The organism is Candidatus Krumholzibacteriia bacterium (assembly GCA_035268685.1).
In the GTDB taxonomy this organism is placed as follows: domain Bacteria; phylum Krumholzibacteriota; class Krumholzibacteriia; order JAJRXK01; family JAJRXK01; genus JAJRXK01.
The window spans coordinates 1-19,745 of record DATFKK010000059.1; the positions used below are offsets into that span (position 1 = coordinate 1).

The 19,745-nt window shown below is 68.3% G+C and carries 15 protein-coding genes; 6 read left to right on the forward strand and 9 right to left on the reverse strand.

Annotation, left to right across the window (positions count from 1 at the left end; all coding sequences use genetic code 11):
- A partial coding sequence (locus tag VKA86_06120) for a hypothetical protein (protein ID HKK70774.1) occupies positions 1-900 on the reverse strand: 900 nt, incomplete at its 3' end.
- A 157-nt stretch (positions 901-1,057) separates the two neighbouring features.
- On the opposite strand from VKA86_06120, the gene VKA86_06125 reads away from it, so the two are divergent.
- Both VKA86_06125 and VKA86_06130 read left to right on the forward strand, forming a co-directional pair.
- Entirely contained in the window at positions 1,058-1,570 is a 513-nt protein-coding gene (locus VKA86_06125; GenBank protein HKK70775.1) for a DUF6252 family protein, read from the forward strand.
- A gap of 239 nt (positions 1,571-1,809) precedes the next feature.
- Positions 1,810-3,954 (forward strand): Tex family protein, encoded by a 2,145-nt coding sequence (locus tag VKA86_06130; protein HKK70776.1) that lies wholly within the window; start codon positions 1,810-1,812, stop codon positions 3,952-3,954.
- A gap of 68 nt (positions 3,955-4,022) precedes the next feature.
- On the opposite strand, the gene VKA86_06135 is transcribed toward VKA86_06130, so the two are convergent.
- From VKA86_06135 to VKA86_06145, 3 genes are all read right to left on the reverse strand, one after another.
- Entirely contained in the window at positions 4,023-4,655 is a 633-nt protein-coding gene (locus tag VKA86_06135; GenBank protein ID HKK70777.1) for a hypothetical protein, read from the reverse strand.
- A 106-nt stretch (positions 4,656-4,761) separates the two neighbouring features.
- Complete coding sequence (locus VKA86_06140; GenBank protein HKK70778.1) at positions 4,762-7,488, reverse strand: protein kinase; 2,727 nt, start codon at positions 7,486-7,488, stop codon at positions 4,762-4,764.
- Between the two features lie 215 nt (positions 7,489-7,703).
- Positions 7,704-8,171: a redoxin domain-containing protein gene (locus VKA86_06145; protein HKK70779.1), complete on the reverse strand. Its 468-nt coding sequence runs from the start codon at positions 8,169-8,171 to the stop codon at positions 7,704-7,706.
- 264 nt (positions 8,172-8,435) lie between these two features.
- On the opposite strand from VKA86_06145, the gene VKA86_06150 reads away from it, so the two are divergent.
- The 3 genes from VKA86_06150 to VKA86_06160 all read left to right on the forward strand — a co-directional run bounded on the left by VKA86_06150 (position 8,436) and on the right by VKA86_06160 (position 15,053).
- The gene (locus VKA86_06150; protein HKK70780.1) at positions 8,436-10,121 is read left to right on the forward strand and encodes a M28 family peptidase; all 1,686 of its coding nucleotides are present in this window, start codon (positions 8,436-8,438) and stop codon (positions 10,119-10,121) included.
- 131 nt (positions 10,122-10,252) lie between these two features.
- Positions 10,253-11,125 carry a hypothetical protein gene (locus tag VKA86_06155; protein HKK70781.1) on the forward strand — a complete coding sequence of 291 codons (873 nt, stop codon included), beginning with the start codon at positions 10,253-10,255 and terminating at the stop codon, positions 11,123-11,125.
- Positions 11,126-11,549: 424 nt separating this feature from the next.
- Positions 11,550-15,053 carry a FlgD immunoglobulin-like domain containing protein gene (locus VKA86_06160; GenBank protein HKK70782.1) on the forward strand — a complete coding sequence of 1,168 codons (3,504 nt, stop codon included), beginning with the start codon at positions 11,550-11,552 and terminating at the stop codon, positions 15,051-15,053.
- An 80-nt stretch (positions 15,054-15,133) separates the two neighbouring features.
- Here VKA86_06160 and VKA86_06165 read toward each other — a convergent pair whose 3' ends face one another.
- The 3 genes from VKA86_06165 to pdxS form a co-directional block, all read right to left on the reverse strand.
- A complete protein-coding gene (locus VKA86_06165; protein HKK70783.1) occupies positions 15,134-15,766 on the reverse strand; it encodes a hypothetical protein in 633 nt (210 codons plus the stop codon).
- 115 nt (positions 15,767-15,881) lie between these two features.
- Positions 15,882-16,457, reverse strand: a complete 576-nt coding sequence (gene pdxT, locus VKA86_06170; protein HKK70784.1) for a pyridoxal 5'-phosphate synthase glutaminase subunit PdxT — start codon at positions 16,455-16,457, stop codon at positions 15,882-15,884.
- A gap of 12 nt (positions 16,458-16,469) precedes the next feature.
- Complete coding sequence (pdxS, locus tag VKA86_06175) at positions 16,470-17,378, reverse strand: pyridoxal 5'-phosphate synthase lyase subunit PdxS (GenBank protein HKK70785.1); 909 nt, start codon at positions 17,376-17,378, stop codon at positions 16,470-16,472.
- A gap of 389 nt (positions 17,379-17,767) precedes the next feature.
- Between pdxS and VKA86_06180 the strand changes: the two genes are divergently transcribed.
- A complete protein-coding gene (locus VKA86_06180) occupies positions 17,768-18,679 on the forward strand; it encodes a T9SS type A sorting domain-containing protein (GenBank protein ID HKK70786.1) in 912 nt (303 codons plus the stop codon).
- 34 nt (positions 18,680-18,713) lie between these two features.
- Here the strand turns inward: VKA86_06180 and ftnA are convergent, their stop codons facing one another.
- Both ftnA and VKA86_06190 read right to left on the reverse strand, forming a co-directional pair.
- Positions 18,714-19,232: a non-heme ferritin gene (ftnA, locus tag VKA86_06185; protein HKK70787.1), complete on the reverse strand. Its 519-nt coding sequence runs from the start codon at positions 19,230-19,232 to the stop codon at positions 18,714-18,716.
- Positions 19,233-19,441: 209 nt separating this feature from the next.
- On the reverse strand, positions 19,442-19,745 hold a 304-nt coding region (locus tag VKA86_06190; GenBank protein ID HKK70788.1), incomplete at its 5' end, for a c-type cytochrome.

The following is a 19,745-nucleotide window of genomic DNA, read 5'->3' on the forward strand; positions in this document are numbered from 1 at the left end:
AACGAGGTCGGGACGTCGCCACTCGCCGCCGGATCCGAGGTGGACGATCCGCGCGTCGAACTCGCGGGCCAGGGCGGCCGCGCGGTGCAGGACCACGACGCCACGCGAGTCCACGAGCAGGGGTTCGACACCGTCGACCACGGAGATCAACGCTCGCGCGGCCGGGTCGTAGAGCGGGCGCGTCCGTTCGTCGGCGTTGCGTTCGTAGTGGGCCAGGTCGTCGCGCGCGTGCTCGGCGTCGAGCAGGCTCTGCCGCACCGCGGCCACGGCTCCCATGAGCGAGCCCGGGTAGGTGCCCGCCCCCCACCCGAGGCCGCGCAGGGCCACGGCCACGCCGTACTCCTCGCGCAGCACGCGCTCGCGGGGCGTGCCCTCACCGAGATGGACGACGGCGGCACGGCCTCGCAGGATTCCCTGTTCGGGGATCACCGCCGCCACCGCGAAGCCGGCCTCGAGCAGCGCGGTTCGCGTGTCCTCGTCGAGCACCAGGCCGTCGACCACGCGCAGTTCGGGGTGCAGGGCGGTGCTCCCCGCACTGGGGCCGGCGAGGCCGGGATCGCCGTCGGCGGCGTCTCCGCCCAGGCGCGCGTCGGCGAGTTCCCGTTCGAGCCAGGGCTCGAAGAAACCGGCGTAGACCCGCAGACCCTCGCCCGCCCACACCCGGGTGTCGGGCGGAACGTCGACGTCGCCGCGCGGCCCGACCGCGACGATCCGGTCCTGGCGGGCGACCACGGTGCCGTCGTCGATCACCTCGCCGGGGCCGACCACGACCGTGGCACCGACGATGGCGTGGGAGGTCTGGGCGGCCGCGGGCGACGAGGCGCACACGGCGACCAGGCACAGGACCGCGGAGGTCCTCGGCGCTCGGCGGGCTGCACCCGCGAGGTCACGCAGGGACAAGACGATGTCCTTTCGCTGGGAATCGGCGAGCCGCGGGGCCGGGCGGGGCCCGCAGCGGGGCCGGAGAGCGTAGCGCGGTGGGTACCGAGGGGGCAAGGGGACGGAGACGCGTGCTATGCTCGCGGCCCCCTGCGCCACCACCGGAGTCGAGAGTCCCATGCGCCGACCGACGAGTGCGACGTCCGCCGTCCTCCTCTTCTTCCTCCTCGCATTCCCGCTCGCCGGCTGCGGCGACGACGACGATCCGACCGGACCGAACGGGGGGAACGACCCGGATCCGACGGCCGCCTCGATGACCGCCGTCGTCGACGGCGAGGCCTGGACGGCGGTGACCGCGAGCGCCTTCGTGTCGACGAGCGGCTTCGTCACGATCGGAGCGTCGAACGTCGGCGGGGAGTTCGGGATCGGTCTGGGGTTCCCCGACCAGGGAGTCGGGACCTACGCCATCGGACCGGGCGCGATCACCAACGCCAACGTGATCTCGCTGGCCGGAGCCTCCTGGATCGCCAGCACCGATCGCGGCAGCGGCTCGATCGTCGTGACCGAGCGCAGCGACGACCGGATCGTGGGGACCTTCTCGTTCACGGCGCCGCTGGCGTCCGGATCGGGTCCTCCCGACACCCGCACCGTGACCGACGGTGCGTTCGACCTGCCGATCGACGTGCAGTAGGGAGACGACGGAATCGGCGCATCGGCACCGCCCTCTCTGTGCGAGCTTCTCGCGATCAGCGGCACTCGTGTCACTGGGTCCCTCGTCCCGTCTCGCTCTCGTGCCGTCGCGCCCGACTCCTGCCTTCTCGACCGCACCGCCGCTCTCGCTCTGTCCGTATCGCGCCGACGGTGCTACCCTGCCGCCTCGCTCGCACCGAGCCACCAACGTGCACCCCGACGAACCGCACCGAGCCGTCCATGAACGCACCCTCCGCCCGCACCGCCGCCGAGCTCGATCTGTCCCTCGCCCGCGTCGACGCCGTCGTGAAACTGCTCGACGAGGGTAGCACCGTTCCCTTCATCGCCCGGTACCGCAAGGAAGTCACCGGCAACGCCGACGACGAGACGGTGGCGAAGATCGCCGAGCGCATCGCCTTCCACCGCGAACTCGACGAGCGCCGCGACGCGATCCTGAAGAGCATCGACGAGCAGGGAAAACTGAGCGACGAGCTCCGCGCGAAGATCGAGGCGGCGACCACGAAGACCGAGCTCGAAGACCTGTACCTCCCCTACCGCCCCAAGCGCCGGACCCGCGCCACGATCGCCAAGGAGCGCGGGCTCGAACCACTCGCCGATCGCATGTGGGCGCAGGCCGACGAGAGCGGCGACACGCTGCGGATCGCCGCGGACTTCGTCGACACCGAGAAGGACGTCCCGACCGCCGACGACGCCCTGCAGGGCGCGCGCGACATCGTCGCCGAGCGCGCGACCGAGACCGTGGTGCTGCGCGAGATGGTCCGCCGGCTCACCCGCGACCAGGGCACCGTGCGCGTGAAGGCCGCCCGCGGGAAGAAGGACGAGAAGAGCAAGTTCAGCGACTACTACGACTACGAGGAGCGCGTCGCCCGCATTGCGCCGCACCGGATCCACGCGATCCTGCGCGGCGAGAAGGAAGGCTTCCTGTACCCGCGAGTGACCGCCGACACGGACCGCGCCAAGCAACTCCTGTTCGACCGTGTCGTCGGGCGCCGGCGCTCGATCTGGCGCGACCACGTACGGACCGCGCTGGCCGATGCCTACGACCGCCTGCTCGGCCCGCAGATCGAGACCGAGATCCGCGTCGACCTGCGCCTGCGCGCCGACGACAAGGCCATTGCCGTGTTCGCGTCGAACCTCGAGGATCTGCTCATGGCTCCGCCCTTCGGCGGCAAGCCCGTCCTGGCCATCGATCCGGGACTACGCACCGGCTGCAAGGTCGTGATCCTGGGTGCCACGGGTGCGCTGCGCGAAGACGGCCTGGTCCACCCCACCGCCCCTCGCAGAGATGTCGAGGGAACGAAGCGCGCCCTCGACCGATGGTTCGCGAAACACGACGACATCGCGGCCATTGCCATCGGCAACGGCACGGGCGGCCGCGAGACCTTCGACGTGGTGCAGGCCCACGTGCGCGAGCGTGGCTGGAGTCTACCGGTGGTCCTGGTGAACGAAGCCGGCGCCTCGGTCTACTCGGCCTCGGAGATCGCCCGCGAGGAACTGCCCGACCACGACGTCACCGTCCGGGGCGCCGTTTCGATCGGCCGCCGTCTCCAGGACCCCCTTGCCGAGCTGGTGAAGATCGATCCGCGTTCCATCGGAGTGGGTCAGTACCAGCACGACGTCGACTCGAAGCGGCTCGCGCGTGCACTCGAGGACGTCGTCGAGCGTTGTGTCAACCAGGTCGGCGTGGACGTCAACACCGCCTCGCCGGCCCTCCTCGGTTACGTGAGCGGTCTCAACGCGCGCCTGGCTCGCAACATCGTGGCCTTCCGCGACGAGGCCGGGGCGATCCGCCGCCGCGTCGACCTGAAGAAGGTCAAGGGCCTCGGCGCGAAGACCTTCGAACAGGCCGCCGGCTTCCTGCGTGTGCGCGACGGTGATCCGCTCGACGACAGCGCGGTGCATCCAGAGCGTTACGGCCTGGTGAAGAGCATCGCCCGCGACCTCGGTCGTGACGTGTCGGAACTCGCGGGCGACACCGCTGCCGTCCGCAGGATCGATCCGAAGCGATACGTGGACGACGATGTCGGGCTCTACACGCTGCAGGACATCGTGACCGAACTCGAGAAACCCGGGCGTGACCCCCGCGACCGCTTCGAGGCCGTGGGCTTCCGTGACGACGTCCACGAACTCGAAGACCTCCGGACCGACATGGTACTCCCCGGCGTGGTCACCAACGTCACGCACTTCGGCGCCTTCGTCGACGTCGGCGTGCACCAGGACGGCCTGGTCCACGTGAGCCAGATCGCCGACCGCTTCGTCCAGGATCCTTCGGACGAACTCCACGTCGGACAGGCCGTCACCGTGCGCGTGCTCGACGTCGACCGTGATCGACGGCGTGTCGCGTTGACGATCAAGGGCGTGTGACGACGAAGGGGGTGAGCCGGACGGCTCACCCCCCCTCGCGCGCCGATCCCGTGTCGACCGGCGGAACTCTAGAGTTCGGCTCCGACCTCGGTGGGCGCGGGCTCTTCCTCACGGCTCGGTGCGGTGTCGTCGGCCATGCCGGTGTCGTCGGCAACGACCGGCGCGTCCTCGTTCGCTCCGTCCTCGTCCGCTTCGAGTTCGATGCCCAGGGTCGAAGCGAAGCTCTCGACGAAGTCGTCGATCGCGTCGGCCGCACCGCTCGCGAAGGCAGCCAGATCGAAGCTCTCGTCCTCGGACGCGTCCCGCGCGATACCGCGCAGCTCGTGGCGCAGGTCGTGCGTGGCCTCGCGGATCTCGGCCCGCTGCTCCCGCGAGAGACCCGAGTTGCCGCGGGCGAAGACCTTCGTCTCGTCGTGGATGGCCTGGCCGATCTTCTGCGCGGAGCGGATCGCGCCCGGAGCGGCACCGCGATCGCCGTCCTCCAGTTCGGCTCGCCGCCCGGCCTCACGGGCCGCCTCGAGTGGAGAACGACGTTCGACCTCTTCGCTCTCTTCGGTTCCGGACACCGGCTCTGCCGGTCGACTGATCGGCAGCGGATCCGCCTGAACCGGTTCCTGCGTTCCGGGGGTCGTGGCCTGGGTCCGACTCTGGAACGAGACCTTCGAGACCAGCAACGACGCGATCGACATCTGGACCTGCATGGTGAGCGGCTCCCGGACGAAGGACTCTCGGTGACGTTGTCCGCCTTCGATTGCAGGGATCGGCGGACCCCGCGGGACCTTGAGGAGAAACCGAGAGGAACTCCACTCAACCCACGACCGCTGCACACCGCTGCCGGCTCACGCGCTGGAAGAGCGCACGGTCGACCCATTCGTCGGCGATGCGGGTGAACAGATCACGCCCACCGTCGTGCTCGCCGACACACCGCTTGTACTCCGCGAGGTAGAACGCAGCCTCGGGGACGAGACGACGGGGGTAGTGGCGCACCGTGTCCGCGAACTCCGACGCAGTCGCACGTGACAGCATGGCCTCGGCCGTGCGCCCCCACAGATGATCGGCCGCGCTCAGGGTCTCGAGGCGCGCGCGGGCCGATCGGCCGTCGCCGCGGTCCACGTGGGCCAGGGCCTCGAGCAGGCCCAGGTGCGCCGCCTGGGTCGTCGCGGCGGGGCCGGCGTCGTGCGCACGATCGGCCAGGACGAGAACGGCCGGGGAATCGGAGGCCAGCCAGCGGGCCAGTGCCGACCACCCCATCGTCCAGACCTGGTCGGGGTGGTGCTCCGGAACCGCTTCGCGTGCCCGCTCCAGGGCGGTGTGCGCGGCGTGCTGGTCGCCGAACGCCAGGGCGACCTCGGCGTCCATCAACAAGAGCCGGATCCTTCGATCGGACGAAGAGCACGCATCGATGGCCGCGGGCAACGCATTGCGCACGAGAGAAATCGCCAGTTCGTCGAGCCCACCGTAGTGCAGACTCAGGAGCGCCTGCTCCACCACCGCGGGCTGATCGGGAAAGCTCTCGACCAGGCGCATGGCGGTCCGGCGCATCACACCAGGACCGCCGTCGGCCCGGCAGGCATCGAGCAGCATCAAGGTCAGCTGTTCGGCATCGGGACCGTCCGGCCTCAGGTCCGCGAGCAGATTGCACGCCATGTCGGCCCGAGCCGCCGCCGAGTCGTACTGCGCCGTGTCGACCAGGTTCATCAGCGCGAACCACAGTTCCCGGCGCGTGCGCCGGTCGCGGTGGCGAAGATAGGCGTCGGCGAGGGCCGTGTTTCCCCAGTCCAGGGTCCCCTCGACCGTGCCCAGGTGGGCCAGGCCCAGAGCACAGGCGTGGTCCAGCGGCCCTCCTTCGAGCTGACAGAACTCGCGCACGGCCTGCGCGGGCCGCCCCAGTGCCGTGGCGCACAATGCAGCCTTGTACAACGCAGTGTGCCCCTCACCTCGGTCCGGATGCGCTCGATGCAGCTCGAGGTACAGATCCCGCGCCTCGGCAAAGCGACACTGGTGCACCAACTGATCGGGAAGCGAGAGGAACGACAGGTACAGCGGCGCCCCGCGCGCTCGCAATCGGAGTCGGCGCATCCGGATCGGCTCGCGGCCGTTCGCCACCCGGAGGTGGGACCGGCTGAGGGGAAAGGGTTCGTGCACGTCGAGCACCTTGCGGCCGTCGACGGTCACCACGAACCGGGATCCCTCCGCGATCAACCCGAGCCGACAGCACGAACCCGGCGCGGGACGCAGGTCGAGCGACCGTCCCACCAGACGCCCTTGACGGGCCAGTCCGAGCGTGACCCTCTCCGACCGGCCGAGGTGCAGGCGCAAGTACGCGTTCCGCTCGTCGGTGTCGGGAGAGACTTCCACGGCGACCTCCCACGCGCAGAGATCCGTCGGGACCACGATGTCGAGCTCGGCTCTCCATTCGCCGCTCATCGCGACCGGAGTTCGGAGGGCCGCGGACGGGGCCAGGACCCACGCGCCGGATTCGCTCGCGACACTTCCATCGATCAGGAGCGGCGACTCGTCAGGAGCGTCGCTGCGACCGTCGACCCGGACGAAGTCGTGCAGTGACGATCTTCCCTCGAGCACGTCCTCGAGTTCGTCGGCCAGGACGTTGGCGTCGGCGAAGCGATCGGCCGGATCCAGGGCCAGACACCGGGTGACCAGCGGCACCAGTGGTGCCCACACCCGACTGGGGTCGAGCGGTTCGATCTCCCCGTGCAGCGTGCGGTCGACACACTCGGCCGGCGAATCGACCCCGGCCGGCATCTGCAGCGTGAGGATCTCGTAGAGGATGGCCCCGAGCGAATACACGTCGCTCGTGGGACCGACATCCTTCGATCCCCGCATGCACTCGGGCGCGAGGTAACCCATGGTGCCGCCACGACCCGCACGGTCCACGACCTCGGTCCGGCAGGCCAGTCCCCAGTCGATGACGAAGGGCTCGCCGTGCGGAGTCACGATCAGGTTCGAAGGCTTCAGGTCCCGATGCATCACGCCGTGCTGGTGCGCGAATCCCACGGCCCGACAGATGTCCAGGAACAGACGCACCAGACGCCGCCGCGGGAACTCCTCGAGAACATCGGTGTCTTCGGCGCGACGGGCATCGAGAACGTCGTCGAAGGTCCGTCCTTCCACGTAGCGCATCGTGTAGTAGGCGCCGTGCTCGGCGTCGAAGCCGATCCGGTGGACGGGCACGATCCCGGCGTGGCAGAGCTGCCCGGCGATCTGCGCCTCGTGCAGGAGCTGGCGAACCTCCGCCGCGCTCTCGGGGGCGTCGCCGCGGGTCCACGCCGTCTTCAGGGCGACATGGCGTTCCAGCGAGGGTTCGTAGGCGAGGTAGACCACGCCCATCCCACCGCGACCCAGCTCGGCCACGATCGGGTGTCCCCCGATACTCGCCGGTGGCGGGCCATCGGACCCGTCGGGCGTGGGATCGTCGTGTGGTGACGATCGGCCAGAGGCGGAGTCGGTCCCGATGCGCGGATCGGGAGGGTTGGCTCCGGGTTGGTCGAGCGCCACGGTGCGAGCGACGGACATGGGGCCGTCCTTCGGACCAGGCGTGCGCCGTGAGGGAGCCTCGGGCGGGGCGCGTCGCTCGGGACGACGCCCGTGCTCCATCATCGGCGCGTCGGCCCCGGCCTTGAGCCCGACCTCGGATCCTCGTTCGACGCACCCTGCATCGGGCAGAACGAGGAAGGCCCCGCCTCGGAATCCGAGACGGGGCCGTGCGCACGCGGGAGGTGGATCGCGGCTCAGGTCAGTTCCTTCACCTTGCCCAGCAGTTCGGAAGGCTGACGCTTCCCGCCCGGGGTGACCGACTCCGACCAGAGGACCTTGCCCTCCTTGTCGATCAGCACCGTCGCACGGTCGCTGATCCCGGCCTCGTCGAGCCACAATCCGTACTGCTTCGCCACTTCACCCTTGGGGTGGAAGTCCGCCAACAAGGGGAAGTGGATCTCCCCGAAACCCTCGGCCCACGCCTTGTGGCAGAACTTCGAATCCACACTCAGACCCAGCACCTGGGTCTCCTCCGCGTCGAACTCCTCCAGGAGGGCGTTCAGACCCGGAATCTCGATGCTTCAAGTGGGCGTGAAGTCCAATGGATAGGACACGAGAAGAACGTTCTTCTTTCCACGGTACTCGGACAGCGAGACCTCCTGGTCGAGATGGCTGTCCAGGGTGAAGTCCGGGGCCTCGGCCCCGGGACCGATCAATGCCATGTCGTCGTCCTCGGATTTCGGGGAGATGGACGGTGTCCCGCCCTGTGACGGGACGGACGCTACCACCAGCTATCCCACAGCCGCGGCGGACACGCAATGGGGCGGATCCCGACGATCGCTCGATCCATAGGTCTCACCTATTGAATATCGACGATATTTCGTCTGGCGCTCTACACGATGGAGGGATTCCGATATCATCCGTGCGGGTCCTGCTGCCGGCCACGATCCGCTCACCGCCAATTCCCGCCGCGCAGGAGCGTCCGCATGATCCGCTCGTTCTCCGCCCTGGCCCTGGCCTTCGTCGTTGGTGGCTGCGCCCCGTCGGCCGACGGCGGCCCCGATGGTCTCATCGATCCCGATGCGCTCCCGCGCGCCTTCGAGGCCGTGTCGGCCGCGAGCGTCGAGGAGGCCGTCCGCCACCTCTCCGACGACGCCATGCTCGGCCGCGGCACCGGAACCCAGGACAAGGAGCGCGCCGCCGAGTGGATCGCCGAGCGCTTCCGCGAGGCCGGCGCCGTGCCCCTGACCGGCAACGATCTCTTCCAGACCGTGAAGCTGGTCGGCTTCCGCAGGGACCAGGAGCGGTCGAACCTCGTGCTGCGCGGCCCCGACGGGGTGATCGAGCACGAGAACGAGGTCACGCTCACCTGGTGGCCGGCGAACGTCGAGGAAGAGGTCACGCTGCAGGACGTGCCCATGGTGTTCGTGGGACACGGGATCACCGCGCCCGAGGTCGGCTGGGACGACTACGAGGACGTCGACGTGAGCGGCAAGGTGCTCGTGTTCCTCAACGACGACCCGCGCGTGACCGAGAACGGCGAAGAATTGTTCGGCGGCCCCACGCGCACCTACTACGGGCGCTGGACCTACAAGTTCGAACAGGCCCGCGACCGCGGTGCGGCCGGCGCGATCGTGATCCACACCACCGAGTCGGCCGGCTACGGCTGGCAGGTGATCGGCAACAAGGGCGCCGAGATGCAGTTCGGGCTCGACGCTTCCGGCGCCGGCTACGACCTGCCGCTGCTGGCGTGGATGCACCAGGACCTGGCGAACGAACTCGCCGCCACCGTCGACGACGACCTCGAGGCCTGGTTCGAAGCCGGGCGCCAGCGCGACTTCCGCCCGGTGGAACTGCCCGTGACCGTCGACGTCCGCGCGCGCGTCGAGCTCGAGCGCACCACTTCGCGCAACGTGCTCGCCGTGATCGAGGGCACCGACCCCGACCTGCGCGACGAGGTCGTCGTCGTGACCGCCCACTACGACCACCTGGGCATCAAGCCCGACACCGGCCCCGACCAGGACGCCATCTACAACGGCGCGTGGGACAACGCCGCCGGCACCGGCGCGATCGTGCGCATCGCCGAGGGCGTGGCCGTGTCCGAGATCCAGCCCCGGCGTTCCGTGCTGTTCTTCGCCGTGTCCGCGCACGAGAAAGGCCTGCTCGGCAGTCGCTGGTTCGCGGCCGATCCGCCCGTCGACCCCGCCCGCTTCGTCGCGAACGTGAACTTCGACATGCCGCAGATCTTCGGCGTCACGCGCGACATCGTGGCCATCGGCAAGAGCAAGAGCGAACTCGGCACGATCCTGGCCGACGTGGCGAGCCGCTTCGAACTGGCCGACGGCACGAGTCTGCGCGTCGAGGACGATCCCACTCCGGGAGCCGGGCGCTTCTACCGCTCCGACCAGCTCCACTTCGCGCGACTGGGTGTGCCCGGTCTCTACCTTGCGCCCGGGACGGACTACCTGACCGGGCCGGCCGCCGATCCCGTCGAGTACCGCTCCGAGCACTACCACCAGGTGTCCGACGAGGTGAACGCGGTGTGGGACTTCGAAGGACTCGCCCGTGACGCGCGGCTGGTGCTGACCTTCGTGCTCGAACTCGCGAATCGCGAAGCGATGCCGGACTGGTCGGAGGGTGCGGAGTTCGCGCGGCCGGCACCGGGAGTGTGAGTGCATCGGAGGGAGAAGGCCACCGGGTCGATCCGGGTCGACCGGGTCGACCGGGTCGACGCTCCGGGCTCGTGCATGATAGCCTTGAGGTTTCGTCACGAGGCACCGCACGACACCCGGAGGTTGCACCCATGCCCTTGTCCTCGATCCTCTCCCGGGGCCTGCTGGCCCTCGTTCTCCTTCTGTTCACTCCGGCGGCCGCCGACGAATTCGGCGGCGTCGAATTCCCCGACGGCGGACGTTCCTTCGCCGACGTCGTCGTCGACTTCTCGCCGACGGTCTCCAACGGTGACCCGGGCGAACCCTACCTGGACGCCGGAAACGCACTGGAGATTCCCGACTACGACGGCGTGAACACCTGCGATCTCGATGGTTGCACCTTCGTGTCGCTCGGCGACGGCGGCAGCCTGACGCTGCGATTCGCCGACAACGTCCTCACCGGCGACGGCTCCACCGATCTCGACCTGTGGATCTTCGAGGTCGGCCCGGACGTCGAGGACACCTTCGTCGAGGTCAGCGCCGACGGCTCCACCTGGTTCGACGTCGGCAAGGTCTTCGGGTCGACCTCGGGAATCGATCTCGACACCTATGGATTCGGTCCCGAAGACGTCTTCACCTTCGTCCGTCTCACCGACGATCCCGACGACGGAGGCAGCAGCGGCCGCACCGTCGGCGCCGACATCGACGCCGTGGGCGCGATCGCCTCGTCGGCCGGCTGCGACCTGTTGAGCGTCGATCCGGCCCAGCCCTGGGGAGCCGGCGACGTGATCGAGATCAACGGCGTGGGATTCATCGACGGCAGCGTGCCGACGATCGACGGCGTCGTGGCCGAGCCCTACACGATCGTCTCGAGCGAGCTGATCGAGGCGACGGTGCCCGCCATCGGCGACGGCACGTTCACGCTGCGCGTCGAACTGCCGAACGGTCAGAGCTGCGAGCTGGTCGACGGGGTGGTGTCGACCGAGACTGCGAGTTGGGGCACGGTGAAGCAGCGCTTCGAGTGAGGCGGCGCTGCGCGCGATCCCTTCACGAGATCGTGATTTCGGCCGGTCCCGGTTGACGCAGCACGGGGCCGGCCGGTAGCCTTCACGCTGGATCGTGCGAGTGGTCTGGCTCTCCCGCGCCGGCGACGCTCCGCTCGCACGGAGTTCTCAGGCTCCCGTACCGAAACGATCGCCCGGTTCGACCGGCCACGGCCTCGCACGTCGTGTCCGGAGGGGTCGTGGTCGCGCATTCCGGACAGGCAGCTTGAAGGACATCACCCTCCTCAGGACTTCCGACATTTCTTCGTGTGCGTTTCCCACCGCACGGAGCGTCGGAGACTGCCCGTCACCGTCCCCATCCGACTCCGTTCCGTCCGCGAAGGGCTCCCACCCTCGTGCGGCCTGCCGTGCTGCAGGCCCTGAACCCCCTCGACGGAGGTCTCCCATGAAAGCGCTCGGCGCCTGGTGCGTCACTCTCCTCTTCGTCCTGTCGGCCGTGCCCGCGACCGCCCAGGTCAACGTCTCGCAACTCGGCGAGAACGGCTGGTACTCCGACGACACGCGGGCCGACGGTTCCGGCACGCAGCCCGCGGGGACCAATCTGATCAGCCCCACCTTGACCGATGCTCCGGAAGGAACGTCCGGGGCGGCGACATCCGCGCACGACGCCGACATCCTGGGTCAGATCCTCTTCGGTGAGCCGCCGGTCACGCCGCCCGTCGGGACGCATCCGGCGGCGGTGCAGTTGTTCATCGACGCAGTCGGTGGGGCGGCCGGGAAGAGTCAGATCAGTCATCGCAAGGACGATGCGACCGGTTTCGGCAGCGGAGACCTGCTGTTCGATCCGAGCTTCTCCGTGGACTACTCCTGGTTCGGCAACGGAGTCTCGACCGTCAGCGCGAGCTTCAAGCTGGGGATCCGGACGTCCGAGTCCGCGAGCAGCTCACCCCGGACCGGAGAGAACGTCTGGGACAAGGTCCTGATCTACGAGCCCGGCGATGGCAACGGCAACACGTCCGACGGTGCGACCTGGTACCAGGAGTCGATCACGTCGACGCAGGGCAAGTGGTGGTTCTTCGACCGGACGAACTTCGAGAGTTCGCAGTCGTACAACATGACCCTCGATGACATGCGGACCTCCTCGCAGAGCATCGGCTCACGGACCATCGCGGACGTCGCTGCCCTGATCAACGACCCGAGCGCCGTGATCACCAGCATCCAGTTCGGGATCGGGTCGAACAACCCCGGCGGGAACGTCTTCGTCAACCAGTTGGAGACGAGCTTCTACAGCTCGGGCAACGTCGTGACCTTCGGCACCCTGCCCGTGACCAACGTCACGCAGGGGACGTCGTACGGCACGATCCAAGGCGCGATCGACGCGGCGAACCCGAACGACACGATCAGCGTCGCTCCCGGCACCTACCAGGAGTTCCTGGACGTGGACACGCCGGTCACGCTCATCGGTGCCGGCTCGGGCGCTACGATCGTCGACGTGAGCCCCTTCACGAGCGAGCGCCAAGGCCTGGACATCAATGTGGACGACGTCACCGTGCAGGGAATCACCTTCGATGGTGGATCCAATGGTAGCTGGCCTCGTTACGGCCTCGACGCGAGCGGGAACGACAATCTGCAGTTCGTCGACGTCGTGATGCAGGGGATGGATTCCTCCGGATTCAACATGAACGGTGTCACGAATAGCGTCTTGACCGACTGTCAGGCTCTCGGTAATGGCGGTGCCGGCATCTTCATGACCGACAACAAGAACATCGCCTTCACCAACCTGACGACGTCGAACAATGCCTGGGGTGCCGTCGGCGTAGCCACATGGGGCCGCTTCCACCCCATCGGCAGCACCGGCATCGTCTTCACGGGCGTCAACAGTTTCGGCGAAGCGAACGGAGACAATCTCCAGGGTCTCTACTTCGAAGAGGGCAACTTCTTCGACAAGGCGAACCCGGAACGCATCTCCTTCTCCTTCGATCCCGGTGACGGAGCAGACGTGACCTTCGGTCCCGGCGACTTCACCTGGGCCCTCTACGGTCCGCAGGACGACGGCGACCCGGTGACGAGCTCCGGCTACGACCGGATCCGCTTCTACGGCAACCAGGCCGATGCAGAAGCTGCCGCGCAGGCACCGTACGATGGCACCAACGTGAACCACCCGGGTCATCTGCTCGACCAGGGCCGCTACCTCGTCAACCTGACGGCATCCGGCGCTGCCTACGAGGTCACACCCTGTGCGTCTTGCGTCACCGTCCCGATCGACATCGGACGGATCGATGCCGGCCAGACGCGCGGCATCAGCGTGACCCTCGACATCAGTGACGACCTCGCGGTCTGCGGGAGCGGCATCGCGGCGGCGACCGGTCCCGGTAGCTGGCTCGACGGACTCTCCGCGGGCGAGTACACGGTCCAGACCATCAACAACCCTGACGGCACCCTTACGATCGACATCGCCGTCTTCGGCGCCTCGTGTGGCCCCGCTGGCGGCGGTACCGCCGTCGAGGTCCCGGTGGCTTCGAACCTCGGCGGCACAAGCGGAACGGGCACGATCGAGGTCGTCGGCGTGGACATCCGCGACTGCAGTTTCCAGCCGGTCGCCGGCGTGGCCCCGCCTGCGGCGACGGTCGAGATCGACGAGACCGCGCCACCGGCGATCGCCGATCTCGCGGTCGCTCAGGTCACATCCGGCAACGACACGGACGGGACGACCCAGGTGGCCCTGTCGTGGACGGCCTCGCCCGATCCGGACGCAGCGACGATCGAGATCTACCGCAAGGGCTTCGGCGACTATCCGGAGTACGACGACGGAACCGGGACCGCTCCCACGACTCCTGCCGACCCGGCCGCGGCCGTCGCGGACAACTGGACCCTCGTGGCGAGCGTGCCCGCGACCGGCACCGGTTACACCGACGAGCCGAGCACTCGCGATTTCTGGAGCTACGTCGTCTTCGTCTCGGACGGGTGCAACATCAGCCCCGTGTCCAATGCACCCGACGGAGCACTGAATTACCACCTCGGTGACATCAGTTCCAGTGGCGACAACGCAGTGGACACTCAGGACATCTCGGCACTCGCGAGTGCTTACGGTACTTCCGAGGGCGATGCATCCTACGACGCCTTCGCCGACGTCGGACCCACCACCGACTTCACTCCGAGCAGTCGCCCGACGACGGACAACCAGATCCAGTTCGAGGATCTGCTCATGTTCGCCGCCAACTACGGCGTGGTCTCGAAGTCGACGTCGCCGGCGCCGGTGGCGGTGAACGACGTGACGCTGCACGTGCCGACGGTCCCCTCCGAGACCGGCGAGATCACGGTGAGCATCCAAGTGGCCGGCGACGCCTCGCTGCGCGGCTTGAGCGTGCCCGTCGAATGGGACGCGTCGGCCGCCGAGTTCCTCGGCTGGTCGGCCGGTGATCTCATGGCCCGTCAGGGAGGCCTTGCTCCGGTGTACTCCGCGGAGCCGGGCCGCATCGATGCTGCAGTCTTCGGCGATCGTCCCGGCATCGCTGGAGAAGGCACCATGGCGGTGCTGCGATTCCGCGTGAAGCCCGATACGAATCCTGCTTTCGCGCTGGGGTCCATCGACGCCCGTGATTTCGACAACGAACAGATCACCATCGACGGCACCGTCGTCCGCGGCGTCACCGGCAACGCGCCCACGGCGCTGCGCACCGAGCTGCGGCCGAACGTCCCGAATCCCTTCAACCCGCGCACCACGATCCACTTCGTGGTGGGTCAGGAGGGTCCGGTGAAGGTCCGGGTCTTCGACGTGTCGGGCCGTCTGGTCCGCACGCTGGTCGACGAGACCATGAACGCGGGCGCGAAGGCGATCGACTGGGACGGCACCGACGACTCCGGTCGTCAGGTTTCATCGGGTACCTACCTGATGCGTCTGTCGACCGTCGACGCTCAGCAATCGCGGACCATGCTGCTCGTGAAGTAACGCGGTCCCGCAACCGCACGAAGAAGGGGGCGGCGCCGTACGGCGTCGCCCCCGTTCCGTTCCGCAGCAGGGAACCGGGATCAGTCCACGTACTCGGCCTTCACCCGGCCGAACGCCGCTTCGTCGGCCGACACCGACGTGTCCACGCGGACCTCGAAGCCGTGGTCGCTGTCGATGGTCCGCCAGCCGGTGCCGGTGAGCGAGTCGATCGCCTGGCCACCCGCGTAGGTGGCGTCGGACGGGCCGTTGAGGAAGAAGGCCTCACCCAGTGCAACGAGCGGATCGATCTTCACGGTGATCGCGTACTGCTCGCCGGCGGCAAGGTTGGCGGGCGCATCGCCGAAGTCGAACTGCACCGGAGCCGAGGTCTGGTCCGACGGTAGCAGGGTCGACGGGAACTCCTTCGACGTCAGCGGCGGCTCCACCGGAAGGCCGTCCTGATCGACGGTGTGGATGCCGATGATGATCGTCGGACCGAGTTGCTCTGCCCCGATCCGCAACGACACGCTCGTGAGCTGGCCGGCCAGTTCGGCCGTGAAGGTCTGTCCGCGAGACTTCGGCGAGAAGTCGACCCAACCGAAGCTGGCGAACGACGAGCCGAGAGTGTCCAGGGCATACGTCGCGGTGACGGCTTCGGTCTGGGCACGTGCGGCCGCAGCGAACGTCGACAGGACGATCACCGACATCAATGGGACGAGAAGACGACGGGACACGAGTTGTTCCTCCTGGGTGTGGATACCGATGAATCGGGGGAGACGGTCGTGTGGACCGTGATTTCAACACGACCACGCCGGCGATCCAAGCCCGGAGAGGGGCGCGACCGTCCACTCAGCCGATCGACTCCAACCACGACCGATGCCAGGCGTCGACGCGCGTCACCTCGGGGTGGAAGGTCGACACGCTCACGCGTCCCGATCGCACGGCCACCGGCTCGGAATCGATCGCGCCCCACACCTCGACCCCGTCGCCCAGACGCGTGATCCGCGGGGCGCGGATGAACGACACCACCTGCCCGTCGACGGTCGCGTCGTCGCTGTGCACGGCAGCCTCGAAGCTGTCGACCTGCCGGCCGTAGGCGTTGCGATGGACAGTGATGTCGAGCAGACCGAGCGGCTGCACGCCCCCGGCGTCGACGAGGTCGGTGGCCAGCAGGATGCAGCCGGCGCAGGTGCCGAGCACGGCGTGCTCGCGGGCGAAATCGACGATCGCCGTGTCGAGACCGCTGCGCGCCATCAGCTTGCGCAGCGTGGTCGACTCGCCGCCGGGAACGATCAATCCGTCGCAGCCGTCGAGTTCGGACGGCCGCCGGACCTTCTGCACGCCGACGCCGAGCCCCGCGAGGAGCTCGGCGTGCAGCGCGAAGTCACCCTGGAGGGCCAGCACCCCCACCTGGCGTTCGCTCATGATCGTTTCGTCCTACCAGCCGCGGGCGGCCATCTTCTCGTCTTCGGGGATCGACTCGATGGTCAGGCCGACCATGGCGCCCTCGAGGTCCATGGAGATCTCCAGCAGCTTCTCCGGATCGTCGTAGTAGGTCACGGCGTCCACGCAGGCCTTGGCGCGCGCGGCGGGGTCGTCGCTCTTGAAGATCCCGCTGCCCACGAACACGCTCTCGGCGCCGAGCTGCATCATCATGGCCGCGTCGGCCGGGGTGGCCACGCCGCCGGCCGCGAAGTTCGGTACCGGTAGCTTGCCCTGCTCGTGCACCATGCGCACCACGTGGTAAGGCGCACCGAGGTTCTTGGCCTCGTGGAAGAGCTCGTCCTCGCGCATGGTCTGGATCCGGCGGATGCCCTCCTGCACGGCTCGCATGTGGCGGACGGCCTCGACCACGTTGCCGGTGCCGGCCTCGCCCTTGGTGCGGATCATGGCCGCGCCCTCGCCGATGCGACGCAGGGCCTCGCCGATGTCGCGGCAGCCGCAGACGAAAGGCGCCGTGAAGGCGAACTTGTCCACGTGGTGGGCCTCGTCGGCCGGGGTCAGGACCTCGCTCTCGTCGACGAAGTCCACACCGAGGGCCTCGAGGATCTGCGCCTCGACGAAATGGCCGATCCGGCACTTGGCCATGACCGGGATCGACACGGTGTCCTTGATGTCCTGGATCATGCGCGGGCGGCTCATGCGGGCCACGCCGCCCTCGACCCGGATGTCGGCGGGAATGCGCTCGAGAGCCATGACGGCGACCGCCCCGGCATCCTCGGCGATCTTCGCCTGCTCGGCGTTGGTGACGTCCATGATGACGCCGCCCTTGAGCATCTCGGCCAGGCCGACCTTCACGTTCAGGCGCTCGCTGGCGCCATCGTGACCGTTCGTGTGTGTGTTCATGACCCTGCCCTCCTCTGGGCTCGTGGATCGCGCGGCCGCGACGCCGTGCTGTCGAACAGAGGGTGAAAACCTGCGGTGGATCGCCCTAAATGGTGGCGCGGGAAGAGTATAGGCAGCTCGGGGATCCCCGGCAATCGACAGGAACCGTCGCACCGGGACGTGAACTGTACTGGTCCCCTACCCCAGACGACCCAACTGTATTGGTCCGACCGGCTTCGCACGCCTCCGGGGTGACTTGTCCTGGCGCCGCCGGCGGGCGTATTCTGATGCTGATCAGCCGCGCGGACCCGTTGGCCGGTGAGCCTCTTTCGCCCGACCACTTCCCTGCCGCGCCGACACCCGGGCCCCGGACCGCGATCCGTTCCTCCTCGTCGATCGGAGGCCCCGTCATGCCCGGTGTGCACACCACCCTCTTCGTCACGGCCGTTCTCGTGTCGCTCGCCGTCGGCCCCGCGGCCCGCGCCCAGCAGGCACCGCCCTGCTCCGAGGGCGAGTTGATCGCCCTGGAGTACTTCGGCGATCTCGTTGCCGATCCGTTCGAGGTCGCGGTGATCGAGGACCACCTGGCCGCGATCCGCGATCTCGACCCCCGCATGGCCGACGTCCAGGCCGCGGCCCTCGAATGGGTCCCGGGCTCGGTCATGGTGAAACTCACCGACGACGCGCGTGCGGACTTCGACGCCGGCATCCGCACCGGGTTCGACGACCTGGGCGACGAACTCGGGGTATCGGGATACAGGACCTACACGACGAACCCGTGGATGGCGGTCTACTTCGACGAGCCCCTGCACCCCGAACGCCTGGTGGAATTGTACGAAACCCTTCCCGAGGTCGTCAGAGCCGAGCTCAACGCCGTCGCCGGCGACGCGAGCGACGTCACCAGGCTCGACGACACCCGCTACGTGTTCCGCATCGGCTCGGGCGACTGTCCCTCGGGATGCATCGACGAACAGTTCTACTTCTTCGAAGTGGAGAACGGCACCGCGGCACTGCTGGCGCAGACCGACGCTCCGGCGAACGCTCCCGAGGTCTCGCTGCAGCCCGCGCGGCCGAATCCGTTCAATCCAGCGACGTCGATCGCGTTCGACCTGCCGCGGGAGGGCCGGGCCAGGATCGAGGTCTACGATCTGCGCGGTCGCCACGTCGCCACGTTGCTCGACGCCGTGCGACCGGCCGGCCGCGACGAGGTCATCTGGCGCGGAACCGACGCGTCGGGCCGCGCCGTCGCCTCGGGCGTGTACGTGGTGCGTCTGCAGACCGAAGCCGGGACCGACCTGCAGCGTGTCACGCTGGCGAAGTAGTCCCGGCTCCGTCCGAAGGGGGCGGCGCCGTGGATCAGGCGTCGCCCTCGGGTGCGGGCTCGGCGACGGCCAGCTTCTCGAGTTCGCGGTCGATGTGGAACATACCGCGACCCTCGGTACCGATCAGCTCGATGCGATCCAGGATGCCGGAGAACAGGCTCTCCTCTTCGTGCTGCTCGGACACGTACCACTGCAGGAAGTTGAAGGTCGAGAAGTCCTTCGACGTGAACGCAGCGTCGGCGAGCTCGTTGATCTTGCGAGTGACGAGTTTCTCGTGCTCGTAGGTGAGTTCGAAGATCTCCCGCACGGTCTCGTACTCGGAGCGCGGCTCGTCGATCTGGCCGAGCTTCGCCAGGGCACCGGTCTCGCTCACGTAGTCGAACAACCGCTGCATGTGCTGCATTTCCTCGACGGCGTGTTGTCGGAGGAAGCGGCCGGCACCGGGCATGCCCTTCCATTCGCACCACGCGGCCATCTGCAGGTACAGGTTGGACGAGTAGAACTCCAGATTGATCTGGTCGTTGAGCATGTCGACGAGCTTCGAGTCGAGCATCACGGGCTCCAGCGATTCGGGGGAAAGGGCTCGGGACTCCGCGGTCGGTCCGTCCTTCGATCATAGAATCGCACCAACGCACCCGCTCCCACGGAATCGTGAGGGCGTACCGATTCCCGCACGGACCCGGTCGAAGGTGTACGACCGGACGCTACGGTGTACGGGATGACGGACGACAGCCGAGCGATCTGGTCTTCACCCCCGACGTGTCAGCGCCCCGCGTCGCTCTCCACGCTGGCCTGGACCGAGCGCATGTACGCCAGCACGTCGGCCACCTTCTGCGAGTCGGGCAGCGCCTGGACCATGGTCGTGCCCGGCGCAAAGGACCGTGGCGCGAGGAGGTATTCGGCGAGACGGTCGCGCGTCCACGTGCCTTCGAGCTGCTGCAACGCCGCCGAGTAGGCGTAGTTCGGATCGGCCGCGATCGGACGTCCGAAGATCTCGGCCAGGTGCGGGCCGAAGTAGGGCTCCTGCGGATTCTCGGTGAGTGCGTGGCACGACGCGCAGGTCTCG